The organism is Paenibacillus sp. FSL H3-0321 (assembly GCF_038002865.1).
GTDB lineage: Bacteria > Bacillota > Bacilli > Paenibacillales > Paenibacillaceae > Paenibacillus_AQ.
On record NZ_JBBODH010000001.1, the window covers coordinates 7771221 to 7796036 of the forward strand.

25 protein-coding genes are annotated in these 24816 nt (G+C 47.3%); 22 read left to right on the forward strand and 3 right to left on the reverse strand.

Going from position 1 to position 24816, the window contains the following annotated elements; all coding sequences use genetic code 11:
• Positions 1–24: 24 nt before the first annotated feature.
• The 4 genes from pdxR to MHI45_RS34490 all read left to right on the forward strand — a co-directional run bounded on the left by pdxR (position 25) and on the right by MHI45_RS34490 (position 3852).
• On the forward strand, positions 25–1554 hold the full coding sequence (gene pdxR, locus MHI45_RS34475; RefSeq protein WP_076109265.1) for a MocR-like pyridoxine biosynthesis transcription factor PdxR: 1530 nt from the start codon (positions 25–27) through the stop codon (positions 1552–1554).
• Positions 1555–1633: 79 nt separating this feature from the next.
• Positions 1634–2638, forward strand: a complete 1005-nt coding sequence (locus MHI45_RS34480) for an ROK family protein (RefSeq protein ID WP_076109266.1) — start codon at positions 1634–1636, stop codon at positions 2636–2638.
• 93 nt (positions 2639–2731) lie between these two features.
• On the forward strand, positions 2732–3244 hold the full coding sequence (locus MHI45_RS34485; protein WP_076109267.1) for a GNAT family N-acetyltransferase: 513 nt from the start codon (positions 2732–2734) through the stop codon (positions 3242–3244).
• 71 nt (positions 3245–3315) lie between these two features.
• Positions 3316–3852, forward strand: coding sequence for a hypothetical protein (locus MHI45_RS34490; RefSeq protein ID WP_076109268.1), 537 nt, complete (start codon positions 3316–3318; stop codon positions 3850–3852).
• A 135-nt stretch (positions 3853–3987) separates the two neighbouring features.
• Here the strand turns inward: MHI45_RS34490 and MHI45_RS34495 are convergent, their stop codons facing one another.
• Positions 3988–4428 carry a DUF4395 domain-containing protein gene (locus tag MHI45_RS34495; protein ID WP_076109269.1) on the reverse strand — a complete coding sequence of 147 codons (441 nt, stop codon included), beginning with the start codon at positions 4426–4428 and terminating at the stop codon, positions 3988–3990.
• Positions 4429–4932: 504 nt separating this feature from the next.
• On the opposite strand from MHI45_RS34495, the gene MHI45_RS34500 reads away from it, so the two are divergent.
• The 14 genes from MHI45_RS34500 (at position 4933) to MHI45_RS34565 (ending at position 17766) form a co-directional block, all read left to right on the forward strand.
• A complete protein-coding gene (locus MHI45_RS34500; RefSeq protein WP_076109270.1) occupies positions 4933–5592 on the forward strand; it encodes a response regulator transcription factor in 660 nt (219 codons plus the stop codon).
• An 80-nt stretch (positions 5593–5672) separates the two neighbouring features.
• The gene (locus MHI45_RS34505) at positions 5673–6965 is read left to right on the forward strand and encodes a HAMP domain-containing sensor histidine kinase (protein ID WP_341118730.1); all 1293 of its coding nucleotides are present in this window, start codon (positions 5673–5675) and stop codon (positions 6963–6965) included.
• A 60-nt stretch (positions 6966–7025) separates the two neighbouring features.
• Complete coding sequence (locus MHI45_RS34510) at positions 7026–8108, forward strand: hypothetical protein (RefSeq protein ID WP_256718029.1); 1083 nt, start codon at positions 7026–7028, stop codon at positions 8106–8108.
• Between the two features lie 216 nt (positions 8109–8324).
• The gene (locus tag MHI45_RS34515; protein WP_076109273.1) at positions 8325–8597 is read left to right on the forward strand and encodes a hypothetical protein; all 273 of its coding nucleotides are present in this window, start codon (positions 8325–8327) and stop codon (positions 8595–8597) included.
• A gap of 481 nt (positions 8598–9078) precedes the next feature.
• On the forward strand, positions 9079–9903 hold the full coding sequence (locus tag MHI45_RS34520; RefSeq protein WP_076109274.1) for a nucleotidyltransferase domain-containing protein: 825 nt from the start codon (positions 9079–9081) through the stop codon (positions 9901–9903).
• A gap of 138 nt (positions 9904–10041) precedes the next feature.
• Positions 10042–10497 (forward strand): GNAT family N-acetyltransferase, encoded by a 456-nt coding sequence (locus tag MHI45_RS34525; protein WP_076109275.1) that lies wholly within the window; start codon positions 10042–10044, stop codon positions 10495–10497.
• A 324-nt stretch (positions 10498–10821) separates the two neighbouring features.
• Positions 10822–11466 (forward strand): uridine kinase family protein, encoded by a 645-nt coding sequence (locus MHI45_RS34530; RefSeq protein WP_076109401.1) that lies wholly within the window; start codon positions 10822–10824, stop codon positions 11464–11466.
• Positions 11467–11506: 40 nt separating this feature from the next.
• A complete protein-coding gene (locus MHI45_RS34535; protein ID WP_076109276.1) occupies positions 11507–11854 on the forward strand; it encodes a response regulator transcription factor in 348 nt (115 codons plus the stop codon).
• A gap of 260 nt (positions 11855–12114) precedes the next feature.
• A complete protein-coding gene (locus MHI45_RS34540; protein ID WP_038591368.1) occupies positions 12115–12684 on the forward strand; it encodes a TetR/AcrR family transcriptional regulator in 570 nt (189 codons plus the stop codon).
• Positions 12685–12745: 61 nt separating this feature from the next.
• Entirely contained in the window at positions 12746–14200 is a 1455-nt protein-coding gene (locus MHI45_RS34545) for a DHA2 family efflux MFS transporter permease subunit (protein ID WP_038599661.1), read from the forward strand.
• Between the two features lie 165 nt (positions 14201–14365).
• Positions 14366–14698: a PadR family transcriptional regulator gene (locus MHI45_RS34550; protein WP_076109277.1), complete on the forward strand. Its 333-nt coding sequence runs from the start codon at positions 14366–14368 to the stop codon at positions 14696–14698.
• Positions 14698–16035 (forward strand): FtsW/RodA/SpoVE family cell cycle protein, encoded by a 1338-nt coding sequence (locus MHI45_RS34555; protein WP_076109278.1) that lies wholly within the window; start codon positions 14698–14700, stop codon positions 16033–16035. Before MHI45_RS34550 ends, MHI45_RS34555 begins: the two co-directional genes overlap by 1 nt.
• Entirely contained in the window at positions 16032–16973 is a 942-nt protein-coding gene (locus MHI45_RS34560; RefSeq protein ID WP_076109279.1) for a hypothetical protein, read from the forward strand. Before MHI45_RS34555 ends, MHI45_RS34560 begins: the two co-directional genes overlap by 4 nt.
• A 25-nt stretch (positions 16974–16998) precedes the next feature.
• Complete coding sequence (locus tag MHI45_RS34565) at positions 16999–17766, forward strand: M15 family metallopeptidase (protein WP_218642516.1); 768 nt, start codon at positions 16999–17001, stop codon at positions 17764–17766.
• Between the two features lie 250 nt (positions 17767–18016).
• Here the strand turns inward: MHI45_RS34565 and MHI45_RS34570 are convergent, their stop codons facing one another.
• A complete protein-coding gene (locus tag MHI45_RS34570) occupies positions 18017–18919 on the reverse strand; it encodes a DMT family transporter (RefSeq protein WP_076109280.1) in 903 nt (300 codons plus the stop codon).
• 126 nt (positions 18920–19045) lie between these two features.
• On the opposite strand from MHI45_RS34570, the gene MHI45_RS34575 reads away from it, so the two are divergent.
• The 3 genes from MHI45_RS34575 (at position 19046) to MHI45_RS34585 (ending at position 22775) form a co-directional block, all read left to right on the forward strand.
• Positions 19046–19924 carry a LysR family transcriptional regulator gene (locus MHI45_RS34575; RefSeq protein ID WP_076109281.1) on the forward strand — a complete coding sequence of 293 codons (879 nt, stop codon included), beginning with the start codon at positions 19046–19048 and terminating at the stop codon, positions 19922–19924.
• A gap of 21 nt (positions 19925–19945) precedes the next feature.
• Positions 19946–21472 (forward strand): YcdB/YcdC domain-containing protein, encoded by a 1527-nt coding sequence (locus tag MHI45_RS34580; protein ID WP_076109282.1) that lies wholly within the window; start codon positions 19946–19948, stop codon positions 21470–21472.
• Between the two features lie 142 nt (positions 21473–21614).
• Positions 21615–22775, forward strand: coding sequence for a Gfo/Idh/MocA family protein (locus MHI45_RS34585; RefSeq protein ID WP_076109283.1), 1161 nt, complete (start codon positions 21615–21617; stop codon positions 22773–22775).
• Positions 22776–22894: 119 nt separating this feature from the next.
• On the opposite strand, the gene MHI45_RS34590 is transcribed toward MHI45_RS34585, so the two are convergent.
• Positions 22895–23782: a helix-turn-helix transcriptional regulator gene (locus tag MHI45_RS34590; RefSeq protein ID WP_076109284.1), complete on the reverse strand. Its 888-nt coding sequence runs from the start codon at positions 23780–23782 to the stop codon at positions 22895–22897.
• 125 nt (positions 23783–23907) lie between these two features.
• On the opposite strand from MHI45_RS34590, the gene MHI45_RS34595 reads away from it, so the two are divergent.
• Entirely contained in the window at positions 23908–24795 is an 888-nt protein-coding gene (locus MHI45_RS34595; RefSeq protein WP_076109285.1) for a sugar phosphate isomerase/epimerase family protein, read from the forward strand.
• Positions 24796–24816: the final 21 nt, after the last annotated feature.

The window sequence follows — 24816 nt, forward strand, 5'->3', positions numbered from 1 at the left end:
TGATGAAATGTGGAGAGGTGCCCGATGAATCATGAACTGCTAATCACGCTTGACAGAGATAGGGTAGTGCCTTTAAATCGGCAGATCTATGAGCAGATTCGGACAGCTATCCATTCTGGAGCTTTAAGTGGAGGCGATCCGTTGCCGCCAACGAGAATGCTGGCCAAGCAGTTATCCCTCTCGCGAAGCGTGGTTCTGCAGGCATATGAGCTGCTTCAAGCAGAAGGATATCTGGAAATGCGCAAAGGTGCTGGAACGTTCGTTACGGGTCTGCAGTCAGAGCACGGACTATCAGGCGATGACCCTGACATGGAAAAGATTGCACAGGAGGACCGGCAACTTCACTTGAAGAATGAACTGGCCCTCTCTTTGCTTACACCTGATGCTATCATGGATAATGTCGGACCTGGTGCCGTGTTTTGTGATTTCCGCCATGGTGTGCCTGCCTGGGATGCCTTTCCCATGGATAGCTGGCAGAAAGCGCTCATGAATGCCTGCCGCAGCGCCACGCCGCAGACACTGGGATATGGAGCTGCGGAGGGCTCATATTCCTTGCGCCAGGAAATTGCCCGGCTGCTGCGTTCAACACGTTCCATTCCCGTGACTGCCGAGCAAATTGTGATTACAGCGGGGGCAACGCAGGCCTTGGATATTTTGGCGAGGTTATGTTTGAGCAAAGGCGACGGAGTGATTATGGAAGATCCAACCCACCATACGGTACGCGAAATATTCAGGTTCTCCGGCGCTGAGATTATACCGGTAACAGTAGATGAGGAAGGCATAACCGTTGAAGACTTCGACAAATGTGTTCTTCAAGCGGCAGAAACAGGGCACGGCAAGATTCCGAAGCTGATTTATGTCACGCCATCCCATCAGTTCCCGCTCGGGACAACGATGTCATTAAGCCGCAGGATTCAGCTTCTGAAATGGGCAAAGGCGCATGATGCGTTAATTATTGAAGATGATTACGACAGTGAATATAGATACGATGGTCCGAAGCTGTCTGCACTTGCCGGTCTGGATTCCAGCAGCAGGGTGGCCTACATCGGCAGCTTCAGCAAAATCCTGTTTCCGGCGCTCCGCATAGGCTATATTATCCTGCCCCCATCCATGATCCCGGGATTTCTGGCGGTCAAATGGCTTGCCGACCGGATGTCTCCTGCTCTGGATCAGGAAGCGCTGGCTGAGTTTTTGAAGTCTGGACAATATGCCCGTCATGTTGCCCGAATGAATAAGCTCTACGCCGGGCGCAGAAGTTGTCTGCTTCACAGTCTGCGGAAGGAGTTTGGCCCGCGGGTGCGTACGTTTGGTGAAGAGGCAGGCCTGCATGTGCTGGTTGAGCTGGATTCACCCGCAAATGAAAATGATATAGCGGCAGCTGCGCTTCGGTATGGCGTTCGTATCTATCCAGCCTCTTCTTACTTCGTGGGCTCCAAGCCGCAGAAGCCCGTATTTCTGCTGGGTTACTCCAATCTTACGGAAAGCCAGCTGAAGAGCGGGGTGAAGGCGATCCGCAGGGCGGAAGCCGATGCGAAGACAATGAGCTTGAATTAATATGGCACTAATAGGGTTTTGAAAAAGTTGAAAGATCATCACTATAAAAATGAAATTGGCGGAAATGAGGAGGTACTGGATGAAATCATATATCCTTGGGGTAGATTTGGGTGGAACGAATATCAAAGCAGGGCTGTTTGATACCGGTTTTACAGCAATCGGGGAATTGTCAACGGCTACTGAAGCCGCGAAAGGACCGGCATTTGTGCTCGAACGAATCCGAAATGCGGTTCAGCTGCTGATGGAGGAGCATGGAGTTGCTTTGGAGCAGATCCAATGCATGGGACTGGGTATCCCCGGTTTGCTTGATCCGGAAGAGGGACTGTCCATTTTCTCTCCCAATTTTCCGGAGTGGGAAAACATACATATTGTAAATGAAATGAAAAAGTTCTACAGCTTTCCTGTATTTATCGATAACGATGTGCGAGTCAACATGTACGGTGAGTGGCAGTTTGGCGCAGGCAGAGGGTATAGAAATCAGGTGCTGCTTACGCTAGGAACGGGACTAGGTTCAGGAATCATCACTCAGGACAGGGTGCTTTACGGTACTACTTTCAGTGCCGGGGAAATCGGGCATATGAACATGTACAGGAACGGTCGCCCTTGCCGCTGCGGAAGCTCCGGCTGTCTTGGGAGGTACGTGTCCGCTGTAGGCATGGTCAACACTTTTAAGGAAAAGCTGGGTGAAGGCAGAACCAGCATCATTCAGACTTGGACAACCGGTAATAATGATGCCATAACCGCTTTGATGATCTCTGAGGCGTATGATCTAGAGGACAGGCTGGCTGTCGAGGTGATGCATGAGACAGGGGTTTTGCTTGGGTTTGGACTGGCCAATGTCATTAATCTGCTGAACCCGGACGTAGTCATTATCGGCGGGGGAATGGCGGCGGCAGGGGACAGGCTGCTGCGCAGTGTCCGGGAAACGGTAAATGCGCATGCACTGAAACTGGCGGGTGGCAAATGCAGGATTGTTCAGGCTCAGCTTGGTAGCAGGGCCGGAACGCTGGGGGCTGCATACTACGCGTATAAGAAGGATTGTGTTAAGCTGGGAGATGAGGGGAAAAGCAATATAATCCGGTGACCCCTGTTTTTTTGGCGATAGAAATTAAGGTGCTGAGTGAATAGCAAACACTGAAAAAAAGCAGCATTCTGCTTGAATGGAGGAAGACATGCCATGAGTTTACCTGTACAGATCCGTCCTATGACCCAAGAAGACATAGAGCGGATCTATGAAGGTTTATCCGGTCACGATATCAGTAAACCACTAGAGTATATTAAAAGCTGCTGGGAAGAAAACCGGAGTAAAGAAAGAGTGACGCTCCTGGTGTCCCTTGAGAGTAAGCTTGCAGGCTGGGGCCATGTGGTGCTTCACCCGCAGTACCCATATTTTAAAGAGCACGGAATCCCTGAAATCCAGAACTTTGACATTATCCCCCCGCTCCGCAAGCTGGGCATAGGAAGTCTGCTTATTGAGGCGCTGGAAAAAGAGGCATTTATGCAGTCGGACACGATAGGTATAGGCTTCGGGTTGTATGCTGACTATGGCACTGCACAAAGAATGTACATCAAGCGCGGCTTTGTCCCCGATGGCAGAGGGATAATGTATAACGATATGCCCGTAGTACCAGGAAGCCAAGTTTGTGTGGACGATGATCTGACGCTCTTTTTAATCAAAACTAAATCATAAAACATTTAATTCCGGACAAAATAGCGCATGCTATGCTACATAGAGCGGACAGATCAAGCAGGAGGGCGAAAATGAAACGAGAGATCCAGCATGTACCCTATGGCTATGAACCACCGGCCAGCGAACGCAAAGGAACGCTAGTTTTCTATGATTCCTTTGAGCATATAAGTGATCAGGAGCTGGCTGAGGCAGCCCGGACGGCTACGGAACGCAAATTCACCAAGCTGGTGCTGTATCCGTTGCATGAAGAAACGGTAAGGCGGATGACAAAAGAGCCTGTACAGTCGTATTATAAGCGGGAAGACCGTTTGCATGAGTGGAGAAGAGAACAGGGACTTTCATTTATCACTGTGGAAACTCTGGAGGGAAAGCGGAAGAAATATACGCCGCTTGATTCTGCGCTCCGTCATATTAGCGAAGTGTATCCTTCGCCGTATTTCCTGTACCTGACACCGGAGATGGCTAATTTGTTTGCTTCTTATTCCTCCTTTGAGGAGTGGATCGTGAAGCTTCGGCTTATTCTGAGCGAAACTCCATCTACTGTTCATCCGAGGCTGGAGAAATTCCGCCATCGCTGGGATGTTGCGGGCGACGGAGAGAGGAAATAACCTGTGGCAGGAGTTGGCCAGCACATTCAATGCCAGTCTCAAGCAGCAGTGAAGACCCAGGTCATCATTGCTGCTTGTTTTGTTGTTGCCGGTCACAATGTCCGCTGCGGCTGATGTCCTTACACGCTGTAAGCGTTACTGAGTGCTTCCCTGTTTGCGTCTATAGTTGTACATTCTCCACTGGTAATGGATAAAGCAGCCAATGCAGAATCCAAGAATAGCGACAGTTGCTGCGACCGCTACCAATGCGGTGAAGATATAAGCGGCAATATTCCAGCCTGCCAGAAAGCTGATCAGACCAGCGGCAAGACAGAAGACGGCTATGCTTTGGTTGAATTGCTGCTGCTCCCAATCTTCTTGCACATAAGCAGAGCGTTCTTTTTTGAGAAAAATCACCCCAACCTTCATCACCGGATTGTATCCGAACAGTAAACCGGACAAGCCGGCGGCTAGGGGAATCGCAAGTATCCAATGTTGTCCTGTAAGCCAGGTTAATAGTACGGAGATCACGATAACTGCCTGGTTGGTTTTGACAAGTGGTCTGGGGATTCCTTTGGCTTTGATATCTTTGCCCATCTAATTCACACCTTTCGCATTGGAATTAATTAAATTATAGCGGATCCCTCTCCCACTAGCAATCAGAAAAGAATTATATAATCTCAAAATTTCCATCCTTTACGTTCGTGTAGGGAATGTCCATAGTCCTCATGGCTCAGTCGGTTCAACAGTTCAACTCAGATGAATTATTCTTTGACTCCTTCTGCGTTGAAAGTTAAGCTATTTTTTGACTGCCAGTTTCCTTCTGCCAAAAAAAAGAGACTTAAAAAAGTGATTTACAGCGCCAAACCGAAAGAGTCATGAAGAATTCTGAAATCTGGTATGTTAAAGTGTAAATAGTTAACAACACAAGAAAGAAGGGCTGAATATGATCTATGTTGTGCTGGACGACCGAGGCTTTACCGGTACGTGACGGTCCGGATTGTAAAGAATACGCGCTAAATTTGTAAGCTGATGCTAGCGGATGAAGTCTATACGAACAGAAATTTTCGCTACTATAGGAATCAGGAGGATATTCAGTGGATGGCCCATATACTAGTGGTTGAAGATGAACAGCCAATCAGCGATTTGATTACCATGAACCTTAAGCTGGTCGGACACACGTATTCCAAAGTTTATGCCGGTTCAGAGGTTTCTGGAATTCTAGAACAAGTGCGAACGGATCTTATTCTGCTTGATGTGATGCTTCCCGGTATGGACGGGTTTGAAGTGATGCAGCAGATTGCCCACTTGCGGATTCCGGTAATTCTGATTACGGCCAAAAATGCATTGGCAGACCGCATCAAAGGGTTCGAGTTAGGTGCGGATGATTATATTATAAAACCCTTTGAAATCCTTGAGCTGCTAGCCCGTATCAATGTCGTGCTGCGCAGGAACGAACAAACTGCCTCTGCTTTTATTTGCGATGAGGTGGAGGTCCGGTTTCCGGAACGTCAGGTCCGGGTAGATCAGTTGCCGGTGGATTTGACTACCCGGGAATTTGAGCTGCTCGAAGTGCTGATCCGCAACCGGAATATAGCCCTCTCGAGGGAAAAGCTGCTTGAATTGGCCTGGGGCTATGATTTTGCCGGCGACACCCGCACAGTGGATGTCCATATCCGTCAGCTACGCAAAAAACTAGGCTGGGAAGAACGAATCAAAACCGTATTCAAGCTGGGCTACCGCCTGGAAGTTCAGGTCTAGCCATGCGGTTCTGGCATAAGATTCTCCTCTCCGTCCTCGTGCTCTTCATTGCAGCCCTCGATGTAAGTGTAATTATGGTGATGAAAAAAAGCTGGCAGCTGAACATGGACAGCGAGACCAAGCGGGCGGCCAGCGAGCAGCTGCTGATTGCCAATAATATATACGAGAATCTTGATTCTATCCTGGCACGGGGCATCACCCTCACCCCTGTCTTGCTGCTCAGTGTGGCTGAGTCATATGGTGAACACTACCGCACACAAGGAATTGGCTTGGAGCTGCGGGAGAACGGTCGGCTAATCTACCCGAATACGGGCGGAAAGGACGGTATGCAGGATGAACATACCATCCGGTTATCCATGCCGCTTCCTGCTCCTTACCAGCATATGGAGCTGGCCTATAAGCGCGACATCAGCGGGCTGTATGCCCAGCAGCAGGAGCTGAACCGCTTCTTTGTAATGATTAACTGGATTGTAGGTCCGGTGCTGGCGCTGCTGCTCTATCTCCTCATCCGCCAACTGACCAAGCCGCTCAAGCAGCTGTCGGAGACGACCAAGACAATCGCTGAGGGCAATTATTCGAACCGTGTGGAGCTGCACAGTAAGGACGAGTTCGGAGAGCTGGCACTCAATTTCAACCGGATGGCTTCGGTGGTGGAGCAGCGGATGACCGATCTCTCCGACATGGCAGAGGATAAACAGCGGATGGTCGATAATCTTGCCCATGAACTGCGTACACCGCTGACCAGTATGCAAGGGTTCGCTGAATTTCTCACTTCGGCGAACATTGGCCAGGAAGAACAGATAAAGGCTGGCCGCTATATTTGGAGTGAAACGATCAGGCTGAAGAATCTTGCCTTTAAGCTGCTCGATTTGTCCGTCCTCCGGCACCAGCCTCTGGTGCAGTCAGAGGTGGATGTTTCTGGACTGTTCGAGGCGGTAGTGCAGACGGAACAGCAAAAATTAACTGAGAACGGAATACTGTTGCAGATTGACAGCTCCATCCCCACCGTGTGGGGAGATGCCGATCTGCTGGCATCCTTTCTGGTGAATTTAATCGAAAATGCCATTCATGCTTCAAAGCCAGGCTGCCAGATCCGCTTGCTAGCCTATAATCAGAACGGGGAGGCTGTGCTGGAAGTGCGTGACAGCGGAAGCGGGATGACGGCGGAACAGAGCAAGCGTGCCTTCGAGCCGTTCTATCGGGCGGACCCTGCACGTTCACGGACCTATGGCAATGCCGGTCTCGGTCTCTCCTTGTGCCGGCAAATTGCCGAGGCGCATCAAGCCAGAGTTGAGCTGCAATCTGTTCTTGGTGAAGGGACAAGCATCCGCATCTTTTTACAACTCCATAACAACTGTCCTCCTACTCCATAACATCTTGGGATTAAGGTATAGACAGATTCAACATCTTTGATCCCAATGGAGGTAATACAATTGAGCAAGAACAAACTGTCTGCTACGTTAGCTGTTATCCTATTTTCAGGAGCTGTGCTCACTGTCAGCGCGACTCTCGTCCCCAGCTTTGTGAACTCCGCAGTCGTCGCCAAGAACAGCCCGGAAATTCAGGGTAGTGCCCAGCTGGCTTTAACCGGAAGCACCGTCCCTGTGCTGAAAGTGGAGGCACCGGCGCCGGTGTCCACTGTGAAAGAAGACCTGCTTAAGCAGATGACTGAGGCGCAAATCCAGCAGATCTATGACTTCATAGACAAGCCGGGCGATCCTCATAATTCAGGCCGGGAAATGACCGATTCAGAAGTGAACCGCAGACTGGTTCTGGATGACCAGTATGTGTATGATGGGCTCCGCCCCAAACAGCAGCTGCCGTTAAAGCCGGGACAAGCAGAAGTGTATCTGGATTTGGAGACCAATACGTACACATACCCGGAGCGGAGTTTGACCGATGAAGAGCTGCTGCAGCTGATTGACTGGTCCTACCGGCTCAATTACATCTTGTCCAAACGGAATGTGACTGCGCCCCCCCTGCCGCAGGAATTCAGCAAGGCTGAAGCGCAGGCGCTGGCGGCTGAAAGTGTGCGCAAGCTGTTTGATGCCGATATTTCCAAGCTGCAAACGACAGTTATTCTAGATGAACTAAGACTGGACAAACATCCAACCTGGAGCGTTCATTGGTCTCCTTATAAGTCGCAAACCCTGCGGGGGCAAGGCAAGGAATTTTGGCAATATCACGTAATAATTGATGCGAAAACCGGGGTCGTGCTAGATACGACAGCAATTAATTTGGCGCTGAAAAGAACTCCCATCGACAAAGCGGCCGCCAGTGCCATTCAAAAGGATGCCAGCTGGATTCACAAAGCTACCCAGGTCGTTAAGGACAAGCAGGGAGAAACAAGAACCATTGTCAAAGCTTATCTGACCGATACCGAGGTTAACAACAAACGCGGGATGGTGGCAGTGAAACTGTTGTTGGAAGACGGAAGCAGCTATACAGCGGAATTCCGCTATCCGAATCAGGCCCTGCGCTGCCTTATCTATGACACTGCCGACAAGGCCAATTAAGCAGAAACCGTTTCAAAAAAACGAGTACAAAGTTTCAAATAACGAGAAAACAAACTTTTCAGCCCTTTCGTTTCCCTGCAGGAAGCCGGAAGGGCATTATTCGTTCCGGGTGTCAGAAGAAAATAGAGTTTTATATAGATTGAACTAAAGTAAAACATGAAACCATTTCTAAACCTAATCGTAGCATAGTGTAAATAAATTGCATTGAGGTGAAGTATGAAAGCTTTTGATTACTTAAGAAGAGCCTATTATAGGCTTAGTTATTATTATCAGAAATTTCAATTGATTGTAATGTCTTTTGTAGTTGTTGGAATAGTTGATTATTTTTTTATTTACGAGATTTTTGTTTCATTATCAGCATTATTTCCTGTTTTTATTTTAGAAATTGCTCCAGTCATTATTATCATTTTATCAATATTTATTATTCGAGGAATCGTTAAATTTATAAAGAAGATGAAAGAAAACAAACACTTACTATTTTTATTCTAACTAGAAATTATAGTTCAAACGCCAGATGAAGCTGGATTTGAAAAATTAGCACGGTTATACATAGATATAGAGGGCTTTGACACGTTTTTAGAATTGATAAAGGAAATACAGTTAATTAAAGAAAATAACGATTGGTCTTACTTTGAAAGGATAGCTACAAATTTTGAGATAAAAGGATTAGCTACTGTTAAACTAAAAGAGATGGCTGAAGTAACAATAAAGGTATCTATGGGTATGACTGGTTGAGTTAGCCGCGAACGATAGTTCAGTGAACTACGAGCAGCGACGTAACCGATCGGCTCATTGATGATTTGATCGTTGAACTAACGTAGAAATTATACCATCATAATTCCAAGAACAGGCTGCCGCGGATCCATACGGCAGCCTTTGCTAACTATTGAACAGAAGATAGGGTTCCAATATGGTGGTATTATAGTATTGGCAAAAACTAAAAATAGAAATTCAAAATGGAGCGATCTTAATGTTGATCCAATCATTTGAAGACGAAACACTTGAGCGAACCTTGTCCATATTTGTCGATGATATTCGAGCCATTCTTAATAGAAAGTTGCGAAGCATTTACCTTTACGGTTCGGCCACTCACAATGATTTATCCCCGGGGTACGGAGATTTGGATTTTCTCGTTGTAATCGGTGAGGACCTTAGCCAAAATGAAATCGAACTATTAAACAAACAAAGATCCATTTATAGATCATCCCTTCTTAGAAGATCTGTCGATAGACAGATCCCCAACCTCTACACCGATATGCTTGAGGGTGCCTTTCTTACGATTAGTATGCTAAGTGGGGAGAAGGGCAGCGGCTTGTGGTGGGGAACAAAGCGTGAATCCGTCTGGACGGAAAATCAATTAGACCTGTTCACCCTGTACACGATCAAGGAGCAGAGTATCTTGTTGTATGGTAAGTCCCATCTAGACAATGTGCCATCGTACTCGAGGGAAGAGTTCATTAGCTTTTTTAAAGAATATGCCAAGAGCATGCGGATGTTTGGCAAGGGAAATAGCCTACATTCCGTTGACTGGCTCCTGTTAGCTTCCAAATTTATAGCTTGGTGGCAGGAAGGTGTCATCCTGTCTAAAAGCCAAGCAGCAGATTGGGGGCTTTTACATCTTAGTGGCGGATGGAAAGAGAATTTGAAGCGATGCAAGAAGCTAAGGAAGGATCCATCCATGGTAACATGTCTAGAGTATTCCGAATGGCTGAGTAATTTGGAGCCAGCCATTATAGAAGCATCACATGATCTGGACAGAGCTCTCGAAACAACTAAGGGGGGGTTATCGGAATAGTTGCTCATCTGACGGGTGTCTACAGCGAAGAAGCTGCAACGTTGGGGGAGCTTACTGAAGTAAAGGGCAGTCTTGTTGAAGAAGGTATACCATTGTAATATAGTATTTTAACAAAACAATGAGATATTGGAGGTCATTATGGAATTCAAAACTGCAAATGTAAACCATCTTCCTGCAATTGTCCGTTTATTAGCGGATGATGAATTGGGGGCTACCCGTGAGCGTTTTGAACACCCACTGCCAAAAGCATACATTGATGCTTTTGCAAAGATTGAACAGCAGATTGGTAATTCCATAATCGTTGCTTTGGATAACAACGAAGTTATTGGTTGTCTTCAGCTTACAATTATTCCTGGGATTGCAAGATTAGGAACGACACGTGCTCAAATTGAGGGTGTTCGTATTGACAGTGATTATCGTGGCACAGGAGTTGGAGAGTCCTTATTTCGTTATGCTATTAATGAGGCTAGAGCAATGGGTTGCGGGATGATTCAACTGACAACTGACAAAAAACGTAAAGATGCCCATCGGTTCTATGAACGACTTGGATTTGTTGCTAGTCATGATGGTATGAAACTTTTACTAAGTAATTAGTCATTGAACTATCGGGAAACGATAACTCAAAAAGACATGAGGGCATATAACGGTGATTCATCGTTTTAGTTATAATCTTGCCTATGCAATTACGTTTATGGTTTCCATGGTGCCCTTATTTATTTTGTCGCATTATTATATGAAATATATCGATCAAGGTGCATTAATACTAGCTCGAAAAGTTGAAAAAAAGATGACCGCATGACCAATAAAAGCGTAGTGTTGAAACCAGAAACTCTGCGCTTTTTTTGTGCAAATTACCTAATTATGTATGGTTTATGGAGAGTTAATGAACATCAATTAATAGATAAAATGGGGGCAAATATGGATAAGGTATTACATAAGATAGCCAATTTGATTAGCGGTGAGGTTAAAAGAGTCACTATTGGGATTTCGGGTCATGGTGCATCTGGAAAGACAACGTTTGCCCATAATTTTTTAAAGCTTCTGGGACATGATGATGTGAATTATATTAATACTGACCCCTATATTATCAGCTCTCATCTTAGGAAATACACTTTTATCGACTATGAATATAACAATGAACATCATCATGATAAAATGACTGCTTGTCACCCTGCTGCTCATAATATATTCGCTTTAGAAAGAGACATTCGTATGATGAGAGATGGTCTGGATTTTTATACAATAGGCACGAATTATACAAAGAGTACGTTAATATCTTCACGAAACAAAATAAATATTGTGGAAGGCATGAGTGTTGCCTTTACAGACCCAAATTTGTATGACCTGAAAGTTTACTTATATACGGATGGAGAAACCGAGTTGATGAGAAGGAGTATACGTGATGTTTCTGAAAGAGGAACAGATACTAATTATTTAAGAAAATCTCATGAAGAGCGTAGAATTCAATATGATTTATTTATGCATCCGTATCATCAAAAATTTGATATAGTTTTAAAAAACTCCAATGAAGAGTATATTCTTGAAAAAAGCTGTTTTAATTAAAATGGTGAAATAAAGACAAATCGGAAATTGAGATTATAAGGTGTTACGAGTTCTGAAAAAACATCATGGAGAGAAGCTTGTTCAATCCATCGATGAAGCGCTCTCCGGAAATTTGCTGCTTACTGGTAAAGTGGCAAAAAAGCTTGCTCTCACGATCCGCAATAAGAACAGGGGGTTTGAAAAAGCAGGTAAGGAACTTGAGCTAACGCAAAAAGAACTTGACCTTGCAAGGCTGCTTATTGAAGGATACAACTCAAAGGAAATTGCCGAAAAATTATTTTTGACTCAGGGAACGGTAAAGAACTATTTAAGTGACATTTATTCCAAGATCGGTACCAATGACCGGGCTAAAGCAGTTTTGTTATTAAAAAGATATTTATCAACATGAGAGAGTAGTGTCAGGAACTGGATTAGTGACTCTGCTTTGAATACAGGTTAAAAATTCTGACCAGGTGGCTTTATCCTGGTCAGTTTTTTCATTTTCAAGCTTCTTCAATTTGATCTGCAGTTCCTTATCTAGTTAGAGCGGTGATTTTCAATAGGCACCGTAAAGTTTAATTTTAAAATAATTTCACGTTGACATTTAGGCCTCTTCCGTGGTTTTATTATGTAGACCGATTGTTATAAAAGTAAAAGGAAGTGTAGCGCTTGTCGAACAAGCACAATGCACGGGAGGCGATTGTGGACACCGCTTCAAGGTTGTTTTTTACCCAAGGTTACCATGCTACCGGGCTAAGTCAGATCATCAAAGACAGTGAATCACCGAAGGGATCGCTATATTATTATTTTCCCCGTGGGAAAGAGGAGCTGGCCTTGACCTGCATTAACCGGACCAGTGAGATCGTCGCTAAGCAGCTGCGTCATTATGTGGAAAATGGCAAAAGTGCGGCAATCGCGATTCAGGATTTCATTCTGGGAATGGCTGCTGATGCTGAGAACTCAACCTTTAAAGGCGTTGTTCCATTCAGCTTCTGGTTGTCTGTAGAAACCTCCTGCGTCAGCGAGGAGCTGCGGACGGCATGCCAAGCCGTATTCAACGACTGGCAGGACGTTGTCATGCAACAGCTGCTTGCTGAAGGCACAGATCAACAAATGGCAGCCGATAAGGCTTCCGTTGTAATCTCTTTGTTTGAAGGGGCACTGCTCCAGACATTGACGTACCGCAATACACAGCCGCTGCTTGCAGCTGCTAGAGCTATACCTGCCATACTGGATTGACAAGAAAGAATATAGAGAGAAAACTATACATTTTCAGGAGGATACAAGAGTGGAAGCAACGATGCAAGGAAAGAAGCAAACCCCAGAAAGAAAGTTCAAGACAATTCCGATCCTCGTCTCCTTATTGCTCGCCGGATTTATCGGCATGTTCAGTGAGACTGCGTTGAACGTGGCATTGACGGATTTAATGCAGGTTCTGAATATCACACCTACAACGGCCCAATGGCTGACAACAGCTTACTTGCTGACACTCGGAATTCTCGTTCCGATCTCAGGCCTGCTGCTGCAATGGTTCACAACAAGACAGTTGTTTATCGCTGCGGTAAGTTTCTCAATTCTGGGAACCTTCCTGGCTGCCATTTCGCCAAGTTTTGAGTTTCTGCTCACGGCACGCGTCGTTCAAGCGATGGGAACTGCACTGCTCCTACCGCTGATGTTCAATACGATTCTGCTCATCATCCCTGCCGAGAAAAGAGGGGGCGCGATGGGACTGATTGGACTCGTGATCATGGTTGCTCCTGCAATCGGCCCAACCATTGCCGGACTATTGATTGAGAGCTTAAGCTGGCACTGGATTTTCTGGCTGTCGCTGCCGTTCCTGGTAGCTGCACTGATCTTCGGAATTCTGTTTATGCAGAACGTTTCTGAAGTGACGAAGCCGAAAATTGATGCCCTTTCCATTCTGCTGTCTTCGTTAGGTTTTGGAGGTATTGTCTACGGATTCAGCAGTGCTGGTGAAGAAGCGGGCTGGGGAAGCCCGAAAGTAATTATTGCCATTGCTATCGGTGTAGTAGCACTCGTACTGTTCGCTGTTCGCCAATTAACGATGAAGCAGCCGATGATTAATCTGCGTGCATTCAAATATCCTATGTTTACAGTCGGCGTGCTTATGGTCTTCATCTGTATGATGGTTATCCTTTCATCCATGCTGATTCTTCCGATGTATCTGCAGCAAGGCCAAGGTTATACTGCCTTTAAAGCAGGTCTGCTCCTGCTTCCAGGCGGAATTATCAATGGTCTGATGTCGCCGATTATGGGACGCTTGTTCGATAAATATGGACCTAAATGGCTCGTGATTCCAGGGTTGGTCATTGTAGCGGTATCCCTGTGGTTCTTCTCCAGCATCACTCCAACATCCACTGTTGTGTTCGTTATCGTGCTTCATAGTGCGCTGATGATCGGGATTTCGATGATTATGATGCCTGCCCAGACGAACGGGATTAACCAGCTGCCGCTGCAATATTATCCCGATGGAACTGCCATTATGAATACACTGCAGCAGGTAGCCGGTGCAATCGGTACTGCCTTGGCAGTCAGCATCATGACCGCTGGCTCGAAGAGCTTCATGAAGACCGTAACTAATCCAGCCGATCCTATCAATATTGTTCCGGCATTTACACATGGGGTCCAGAACGCCTTTATCTTCGGAATGATTATGGCTATTGTTGGACTGGTTGTCGCCTTCTTCCTGAAACGTGTCATTGTACAGCACAAAGCACAAGGCATGATGCACTAATAAGAACATTTGCAGTTTTAGAAGCACATCCGCAATGCGGGTGTGCTTTTTCCATATACTGGACGGTGTTTGTGAAATAATGTATAGTATACATAGAATAACGATGTATTAAGAAGCGGTGTTCAGACTTTGGCCTAATTGAATCCTGAAGGGAGTGTTAACAAAATGAAAGTCAGTAAAGAAATGCTGAAGGGCAGCACAGGGACGTTGATTCTAACGCTGCTGCTGGACAAGCCGCAGTACGGATATGAGCTGATCAAGGAGCTGGAGCAACGTTCCGAAGGTGTGTTTTCCTTAAAAGAAGGCACACTGTATCCCATTCTCCATGCGATGGAAAGTGAGCGCTGGGTAGAGTCTTACTGGGTAGAGGTTGAGGGGCGGAAGCGCAAATATTACCGGATATTGAAGGAAGGCGCGGAGAAGCTGAAGGAGAAACAGTCCGAGTGGCGTTTATTTAAAAAAGCGGTGGATACTGTACTTGGGGAGGGTGGAGTATAGTGGAGTCGAAAAGTGGGCTGGAGCAGTATTTGGACAACGTATGCGGTGAAGTCAAAGCCAAGAAAATGCATGCCGAGATCCACAGCGAGCTTAGCAGCCATTTGGAGGATCTGATGATTGAGCAGGAAAGTCTTGGTGCATCCCAAGCAGAAGCAGAAGTTTTGGCGATTGCGCAAATGGGTGATCCGAAAGCTGTGGGAAAGGATCTGCATCATATTCATAAACCAAGGACTCCATGGGGTTTGCTGGGAGCTCTGCTGTTGTTCTCTGCGATTGGATTGCTGGGGATGAGCTCATTGGAAGCAAGCTTTATGAACAACCCGAGAGTTCCTTCAAGCTTTCTGCCGAAGCAATTTAGCTTTATGTTGATCGGGATTGCTTTAATGGCTGCCTGCTATTTCATCAATTTTCGCAGGCTTCAAAAGCTGTCCTGGCTGCTGTACATCTTTTCAATAGCAGGGATAATCGCAAGTTTGAAATGGGGCCTCTATGCGAACGGGAGCCGGACTTATTTTTTGGCTTTTGGGGGAATCGTGATCAACCTGGTCTCCTATAGTCCATATATTGTGCTGGTTGCGCTGGCAGGCATCTTCTCAAAATTTAAAGCGGATGGCAAGCTGGGAACTAAGCGGAATTTGCTCCCGGAGTTATTTATTCTCCTTGGACCGGCGGCGGCCTACATCATTGCTGGCCCCATACCTGTGTTGTTGCTGTATTTGGTCTGTTCTCTGATATTGTATACCTGGCTTTCCGGGGCCTGGTTGCGTTCGACGTTGATCGGTGGTTTTTTTCTAGCAGCGGGCCTCCGGTATGCGTGGAATAATCAACAGATGAGAGACCGGATCCTGGGTGCAATCAATTACAATATCAATCCGGAGTCCAGTGGATTTGTCTATAAGACCCTGAATGAGGTCATTGCATCAGCAGGCTGGAGCGGACATGGCTTCGGTGCTGAATTTGAAAGGCTGTCCTATGCCTATTCTGATATGCTGCCTGCTTATCTGATTTACTGTTTCGGATGGGGCGGCGGGTTGGTGCTGCTCGGTGTTGTTCTTTGGTTTATGTTTAAGCTCTTCTTTTCAGTTCATGCAGTGAAAGATGATTATGGCAAGAGTGTTATTATCGCCTTGTCACTCATACTTGCAATGGGACTGTTCTACGGTCTGCTGGTGTTAAGCGGCAAAATGATTCTGACCTATCTTCCATTTCCTTTCATGAGCTATGGGGGCCATGTTATCATTGAGTATGCGGCGCTTGGACTGCTTATGGGCATCTACCGGCGCAAGGATCTCACACCTGCTGAACATGAATCACGTACTATAAGGGGGGCATTATGACACAGCAGAGCCAATTCGGTTCACATTGGAATAGAAAGATCCTGCTCAGCTTATCCATTCTTCTGGGTACGGCGGAAGGATACTCAGCATTCGTAGCTCAGCCTGCTTACGCCGCTGGTACACAGCAATCCGCAGCCGTGTACAAACAGTTCCAGACATATGTACAGCAGTCATCCACACTCGCTAAGGCGCGCAGCTATCTCATCAATCATATTGACGAAGCCGGGCTCTGGTATGCTACCCAAATGACTTTGCAGTTAGAAAATGCGCAGAAGGCCGAGTTGCCGAAATATACGGAAAAATTGGATCCGGAAGCGGTCCGTCAGGCGATTGACGCAGCGGTTCGGAAAAACGGACTTACCTATACCTCCTTGCTAAACAACATTAAAGATTCCAAGATACGTGCAGTACTAATTGAAGGACGAGATAAAGGGTATAAAATCAGAACCAGTGAAGGCATGTACTATCCGGTAATGAATTATGAAAGCTATAAGGCATTCAAACCTCATATTAAGACTGATATAGGAACATATATAGATATGATGGCAGCAGAATCGAACAAGCCTAGTCTCAAGGAAGGTTCAATCATAATTAGCTGGAATGAGCTTTTGGCCAGAACACTTGCAATGGAAGATTTCGTTAACCGGTATCCGCTCTCTGACAGGCTTGAAGCGGTCAAGCTTGCACTGTGGAGTAAAAAAGTAAATCTGTTCATTGGCTCCGGCAATACACCAGCGTATGATTATATGGAGGAAGGTGCTCCGGTTATTATTAACTCTGAGCTCCGGCAAGCTTATGAAGCTGCAATACTGACCGGCAATGGAGACAGCGAACTTCTCAGGGCCTTAGAGGAGCTGCTTGCACTGCTGGACCGCAATAACAATGAGTTTACTCCTGATGTTCAAAAGTTTATTAATACGTACTTGGACCCGAACTAGAGGAAGGAAGGAGCTTTATCTTAATATGAAGCAGCAAAGGACAGGCAAAAGGCTGACGGCGATCATGCTCTTGCTGATCTTGGGGATGACCTCAGGCAACTCCGAAAGCTCTGCAATAGCGGCAGGTGAAGGACAGAAGGCAGGCGCATCAGCACAGCAAGTTAGCACCCAGAAGAAGAATAACCTGCCCAATGGTTTTGTTTATCTGGATGAGATCATTCCAACCGCACAATATGAAATTCGTTATTATAGCGCTAATAATTTTACCGGTACACGGGTTGACGGGTACAAAGCTCCTCTGGCGATCTTCTCAAAAACGGCGGCGACGGCATTGAAGAAGGTTAGTGACGATTTGGAGCGAAAAGGATACATTCTTAGAATATATGATGCTTACCGCCCGCAAAAAGCAGTTAATCATTTTGTCCGCTGGTCGCAGGATGCCGGAGACATTAAGATGAAGCTGCAGTATTATCCTAAGCTGGACAAACAGAATCTGTTCAAGCTTGGTTTTATCGCCAAAAAGTCGGGACATTCCAGAGGCAGCACGATTGATTTGTCTCTCGCCGACAAAAAAACGGGTGCCCTGGTCGATATGGGCAGCCCGTATGATTTTTTCGGCGAGATCTCCTATTATAATACTTCACTGGTCAGCGCCAAGCAGCATGCCAACCGCAAGCTTTTGAAAGATGCTATGGCGAAGCATGGGTTTAAGCCGTACAGTAAAGAGTGGTGGCATTTTACGCTGATTAAAGAGCCTTTTCCGAAACAGTACTTTACTTTTAATGTAGAATAACAAGCAGTTGCACGTACCATAAGAAGGGGCTCTCCCAAGTAGTTATTTCATGGGACAGCCCCTTCTTGGATACTCAAGCGGGTGAACACATTCACAGTCAGACGGCATTCATCCGTAGTTTGCTTTCAGCTCAAGGTAAATACGGCCAGCACGGGGCACTACGATCAGTTCGGCGGGCGCAAGCTACAAAACGGGATGGTTCACGAAAAATCCGAAAATGCTACGCAAAGCCTCAAAAGCCATGACTGTTTCACAAATCCGCCCTGCGTTTTCTCGGCATTCGGTTCATGTTGGCGTTCAGCGGCATTTTTCCCAGCAGTTCGGAGGCGACGATCCCCAGCAGCACAAGCGCTGCCCCGGTATAGCCTTGCATGGACAACTGTTCCCCGGCAAACCAGTAGCCGAAAAAGGCAGCAAACACAGGCTCAAGGGAGAAGATCAGGCCGGTGCGTGTCGGGGTAGTGTATTTCTGGGCTACCGGCTGTAAGATAAAGCCGCAGGCGCTGCAGAGAATGCCAAGCGCAAGAATGGCAATCCAGCCTGGCATGGAAGACGGCAATGACGGTGTCTCGAAGATAGCAGACAGCACAAGGGCGTACCCACCGGCAAAACCCAACTGCAAAATGCCGATATTCAAAGAGTCGCAGGTTTTTACCGCTTTGCCGGTGACAAGGATCTGCACAGCATAAAATACTGCTGACAGGATGCACAGCAGGTCACCCGGCTGCACATGCAGCGAGGAATTTAAGGTCAGGAGCCCGATCCCCGAAATGGCCAGCACAGCGCCAAAAATCTGCGGGGGAGCGACTCTTTTTCTGAAAACAAGCACATCGATCAGTGGGACAAAAATAACGGTCAAAGCGACCAGGAATCCGGCATTGGAGGTTGTAGTCGTCTTCAGTCCGAAGGTGATGCAGGTGAATACGCCCAGCAGCAGGAATCCGAGCAGTGCTCCATATTTCAAGGTTCTAAGGTCTATTCTGCGTAGACGCTTGTGAAACAAAATGGCTGCCAGCACAAAAGCAAGGCCGAAACGCAGTGCAATCAGATTAAATTCCCCCAGTGTATCCAGTCCCATCTTCATGAAGATGTAGGAGGAACCCCAGAACATCGTTACTACAATGAGCATTAGCTCAGCCTTAAGCGGCTTCATCTCGTCATCATCCTTCTTTACGTCAAGTGATTATAGTATAATATGGGATATTACATAAGGTAACTGAATGTTTATCATAGGAAGCATGAGGAAAATTCATGTAAGTTAAGAAGGGGGCCGGAGTCCTTGAGCATCACTAAATATGAGGTGTTTCTGAAGGTTGTGGAGCTGGGCAGCCTGACCAAAGCCGCTGATGTTCTGGGCTTTACCCAGTCCGGGATCAGTCATACCATCAGCAGCCTGGAGATGGAATTCGGCTTTTCACTGCTGGTAAGAAACCGCTCGGGTGTCAAATTAACGGTCAACGGTGAGCAGGTGGTGCAGCCTATCCGTGAGATTCTGAAATGGAATGAGCAGTTAAAGCAACAGGTTGCCGACATTCACGGGCTGGAAACGGGAACGATTACGATTGGCACGTTTACCAGTGTGTCAGTGCATTGGCTGCCGGGGATGATTAAGGAGTTCCGCAAGGAATACCCTTATATTGAATTCAAGCTGATGGAGGGCGGCTATCTGGAGATTGAGCAGTGGATTGAAGCTGGAGTCGTCGACTGCGGTTTTATTTCACTCCCCACCCGGGATAAATTTGAGGTGTTTCCCCTGAAACAGGACCGGATGCTGGCCATCCTCTCCCAAGAACATCCCTTGAGCAAAGCACCATATATGCCGCTTGCGCAAATGGCCTATGAGGATTTTATTATCCAGAAGGCCGGATCAGATTATGATGCCAGGCGTGTATTTGAGCGGGCGGGAATCCAGCCGAATATCAAATTCACAGCCGGAGATGATTATGCCATCATTGCAATGGTGGAAAATGGTCTCGGCATCAGTGTTCTCCCTGAAATGGTCATCTCGCGCCAGAATCATAATGTAGCTATGCTGGAGCTGGAGGAGCGCAGTTTTCGTTCGCTTGGTATTGCCGTTCATTCTATGAAGTATGCATCACCGGCAACCCGGCGTTTTTTGAAGCATGTACAGGTTTGGTTGAAAGATTATTCGGAGTAACACAATTGGCTGGAGGTTGAAATGGAAGCAAACTTTGATAGACTGCGCACGCAAGCAATGAACATTGTCGCAATTCCCCAGCATTACCGTTTGGTGATGGAAGACAGCACGCCAACGCGGGATGCGGTCAATCGCTCTTTTATCTGGGAAGACCCGGAGAACAAGGAATGGACTCTTGAGATCTCTCTGGATTTGACTACCGGTTGTCTGGTGGACATGCATGTGGATATGGAACCTAATGAGGAAACCAATGACCGGGCAGATCCCAAGGGCATGGGGGAGGAAGCGAGAAAAATCGCAGATGGCTTTGTGGGCAAGCATGCGCCGGACGCGGCTGGTTTGACTTGGATTCATACGGATGACAGCAGAAGACGAATTACGTACAGAGAAGAAGCCGGTGGCCTGCCTCTCCCGGACACAGGTTGTGAGGTGACGCTGGATCAAGGGCTGGGCATTATCCGTTACCGTCATCATCCAAAATCAGCTCCAACACCGGAATGGCCTGCCGTCCTCGTTAACGAAGGTGCAGTAAAAGAACAATTGCTGTGTCACACTCATATGGAGCTGCAAATCACAGCATTATCTCCTTCCATCTACGATGTGCCCGGTACAGAAGATGAGTATCGGATGGTATATAATCCGGCTCCGCTTATGCGATTTATTGATGCTGTAAGCGGAAGGGACTGCTTCGGACCTGAACATTACGCTTTGCCATCAATTCATTCGCTCAAAGTCGATGAAGGGCCGGCAGAAGCAAAAGCGGGTGCAAACCGCAGCATTGCCGGCTGGGAGCAGCTGCTTGGCATAAATCCGGAGCTATACGAGCTTGAGAAGTCTTCAGACGATGGCGAACGGATCATGCTGCAGTACAGGCATATAGATGACCTGGAAGATGAACCTGAGCAAGCAGCACTCTCTGTAGACGGATATATGAAGTATAGGTGGGGAGACAAGCTCAGGAATCTGGAATCTCCGTTTAAGCTGCAGATCGAAAAGACGACAGGAACCTTGCTACGCTTTCATCGGGATGACCCGGGGAAGGAGCAGATGCTTTCTCCCCTGAACCGGCAGCAATGCTGGGTTAAAGCGGAAGGGTTCCTGCGTGAGGTGTTCCCGGACTATGCTTCCTATCTGCGGCTGGAAGTTGATAAGGATGACCTGGAGGATGAACCCCGCAGCCGTGAGTTTTTCTTTTTGCCTGTCTACATGGGGGACATCCCGGTTAACGGAGAGCGGGTAACGATTAGTATCAGCACAGCAACCGGGAATACTTGCCTTTTTTCCGGCGTTTCTTACGAGATGCTCCAACAGCTGGCTGAGCACAGGCTTGCCCCGCTTCTAACACCCGAGGTAGCCTTAGAAATCTATAAGCGATATATGGATGTCAAGCTTAAATGGATTAAGGATTCTAATGCGCAGCGGCCGGTATACCGGCTGATTTACGAACTTGTTACTATTTCACGTTCTGAACCTCCTCGTGAATTCGTCAACCGTAAATTGCGATACATTGATGCCCGAAGCGGCGAACCGATTTGGGGGAAGTACTAAAGGGCGAAAGAAATTCCAGGTTGACGAATGTGAAATGGCATGAAAGAATGTACGCGTGTACATTAAGCGGTTACAAAGATATTAGTCACGGAACTCGCCGTTCGTGCTTCATCGAAGAAAAGTGAACCAAAGGAGGAAGAAGATGAAACAGCTTCGTATCGGAATGATCGGCTACAAGTTTATGGGTAAAGCCCACAGCAATGCCTACCGCAGCCTTCCTATGTTTTTTCCGCAGGCACTGAAACCGGAGATGTCTGTCATATGCGGGAGGAATACCGCTGCGGTGCAAGAAGCAGCTTTACAGCTTGGCTGGTCTGATAGTGTGACCGACTGGAAAGAGCTCATCTCCCGGGAGGATATTGACCTCATTGATATCAACGCGCCTAGCAATGCCCATAAGGAAATTGCTCTGGCGGCAGCCAAAGCAGGCAAGCATATTTTCTGCGAAAAGCCGCTGGCGCTGAATCTTGCGGATTCCCGTGAGATGCTGGAGGCTGCGACGGATGCGGGCATCATTCATATGGTCGGCTTCAATTACCGGTTCTCACCGGCAGTCAGGCTGGCTAAGCGGCTGATAGAGAGCGGAAGGCTCGGTAAGATCTATCATTTCCGTGCCTGGTTTCTGCAGGACTGGATTATCGATCCGGATTTCCCGCTGGTGTGGAGACTGCAGAAGGATATTGCCGGTTCCGGCTCGCATGGCGATCTTGGAGCACACTTAATTGATCTTGCCCATTTTCTGGTCGGAGATGTGCAGGAAGTAATCGGAATGAGCGAGACCTTTATCAAAGAGCGTCCGCTAGCCGCTGAGATGACTGGCCTAAGTGCAAAGGCAAGCAAAGATGCCCCCAGAGGAGAAGTGACCGTTGACGATGCGACACTGTTTCTGGCCCGGTTTGTAAGTGGTGCTTTGGGCAGCTTTGAAGCTACTCGTTTTGCTGCGGGTCACCGCTCGACCAATTCTTTTGAGATTAACGGCAGTCTGGGCAGTGTGAAATTCGATTTCGAACGGATGAATGAGCTGGAGGTGTACCTGACCTCGGACGACGAGGATGTACAGGGCTTCCGGCGTGTGCTTGCCACCGATCCGGCCCATGATTACGCCGAAGCCTGGTGGCCGCCGGGCCATACCATCGGATTCGAGCATACGTTTATCCACGAGATGCTGGAGCTCTCCACCGCCATTGCGGAAGGACGCCAGCCGGAGCCAAACTTCCATGACGGAGTAAAATGTCAGGCTGTTCTGGAAGCTGTTGAACGCTCCATTGAACAGAGACGCTGGGTGGAGATATCCGAAATGTAAATATCAATAAATCATAATTATAGATGAAGGAAAGCTAAATATGATCTTCCTGCCCATGAAACAGCACCGTTCGCTTCCCAGGAACAGTGCTGTTTTACGTGTTATGGCGGAGTACAGAACTATTTGCGCGCCCCGGAAGGAGTAATCCCTTTGTATTGCTTGTAGAGTTTGGTGAAATAATTAGGGTTGTCGCAGCCCACCTTGCCGGCAATTTCCGTCACGGTCAAATCCGACTCCAGCAGCAGACGTTCAGCTTCATGTATCCGGCTTAAGTTCACATAGTCGATAAAGGTGCGTCCGGTCAGCTTTTTGAAGGTTTTGCAGAAATGATAAGGATTCAGATTGACAAACTTTGCAGCCCATTCAATAGTGATCTTCTCATCAAAATGAGCTTCCAGATACTCCAGCAGCGGTTTAAATCGTTCGCGGTTAATGGAATGGCGCTCGCTCTGATGCCTCTCTGACAATTGCTGCGGCGGAAAGCTGCGCGACAGCAGGGTGAAGAATAAATGTAATTGGTTCTTCACAACCAGTTGAAAAGCAGGGCCTTTACTGCGCACTTCGGCAATGATGGCTTGCAGCAGGGGATAATAACAGGAGCAAGCCGGGTTCAGATCGGCGGGTTTGACCGGAAACTGAAACCGGTTATTCAGATAGGGGGCTACGAATTGCTCATGCTGGGAGTCCTGGTTTCTGTCTTTGAACAGGGAAGCATGGAACACGATGGATACGTAAGCAATATCTCCGCTGTATAAACTGTAACCGACGTGTAAACCGCCTGAAGGAACAATAATCACATCACCCGGTCCGACTTCATAAGGTTTGCTGTCTACATGAAAGATCGCATGGCCTTCCTGCATCACAATGATTTCGAAATGCTCATGCCAATGCAAGAAAAGGATATTCTGTTCCACTTTAGCCTCCCGGCACTCATTAAAAAAAAGGCGGAACGGATAGGTTTTCTCTTCGAGCTGCGGGTATTCCTTAAGCTCCTTCGGATAAGTCATGACTTCTTTCAACTCCCCCAATATTGAGCTATATTAACACAAGATAAGACGAGAACTCACACCAAATGAGCTATATACTTGATTTGCTGAACTTACTATAAACCAATATTGGAGTGGTACACAAGATGGAAGATACAATGAGAATCGGAACACTGGTTGGTGGGGGAGATGCTGTAAGAGTGATTCCTCAAATAATTGGACACGGATTTGAATCCTTCAGTCTTACCTTTTGGCAGACCACCGGAGAGACGAATCTGACAGAAACTGCGGCGCGTGTGCGGGAACTGGCTGCAGAGCATGATTTTGTCATCTCCTCAGTCGGCATATTCGGCAACCCGCTAACCGGTGCCGGCGATAATGCGGATACCCTGGCCAGCTGGGAACGTTTGATTGATCATGCCCATCTCTTCGGCACCGATATGGTATCTGGTTTCACAGGACGTCTGACAGGACAGTCAATAGATGAATCAATACCTAAATTCATACAGGTGTTCGGGGAACTTTCCAAGAGAGCGGCTGACCGGGGGGTGCGAATTGCATTTGAGAACTGCTCGATGGGCGGCAATTGGGACTCCGGAGACTGGAATATTGCGCATAATCCTACAGCCTGGGAAAAGATGTTCAACGCGGTTCCGGCAGATAACCTCGGTTTGGAGTGGGAGCCCTGCCACCAGATGGTCGCGCTGATTGATCCGCTCCCGCAGCTGCGCAAGTGGACGGATAAAATATTCCATGTCCATGGGAAGGATGCTACAATCGCCTGGGACATTGTCAAGGAATACGGCATTCATGGTCCGAAGCCTTATGTATGGCACCGGACCCCGGGTTTTGGAGACACGAACTGGGCTGATGTGATCACGGTTTTGCGCCAAGCCGGTTACAAAGGTACCATCGACATTGAAGGCTGGCATGACCCGGTATATCGTGATGAGCTGGAGATGACCGGACAAGTTCATGCCCTGAACTATTTGAAACACTGCCGCGGAGGCAGCTTTATACCCAATCCGGTCTAATACAGAAAGCGGGGAATTACC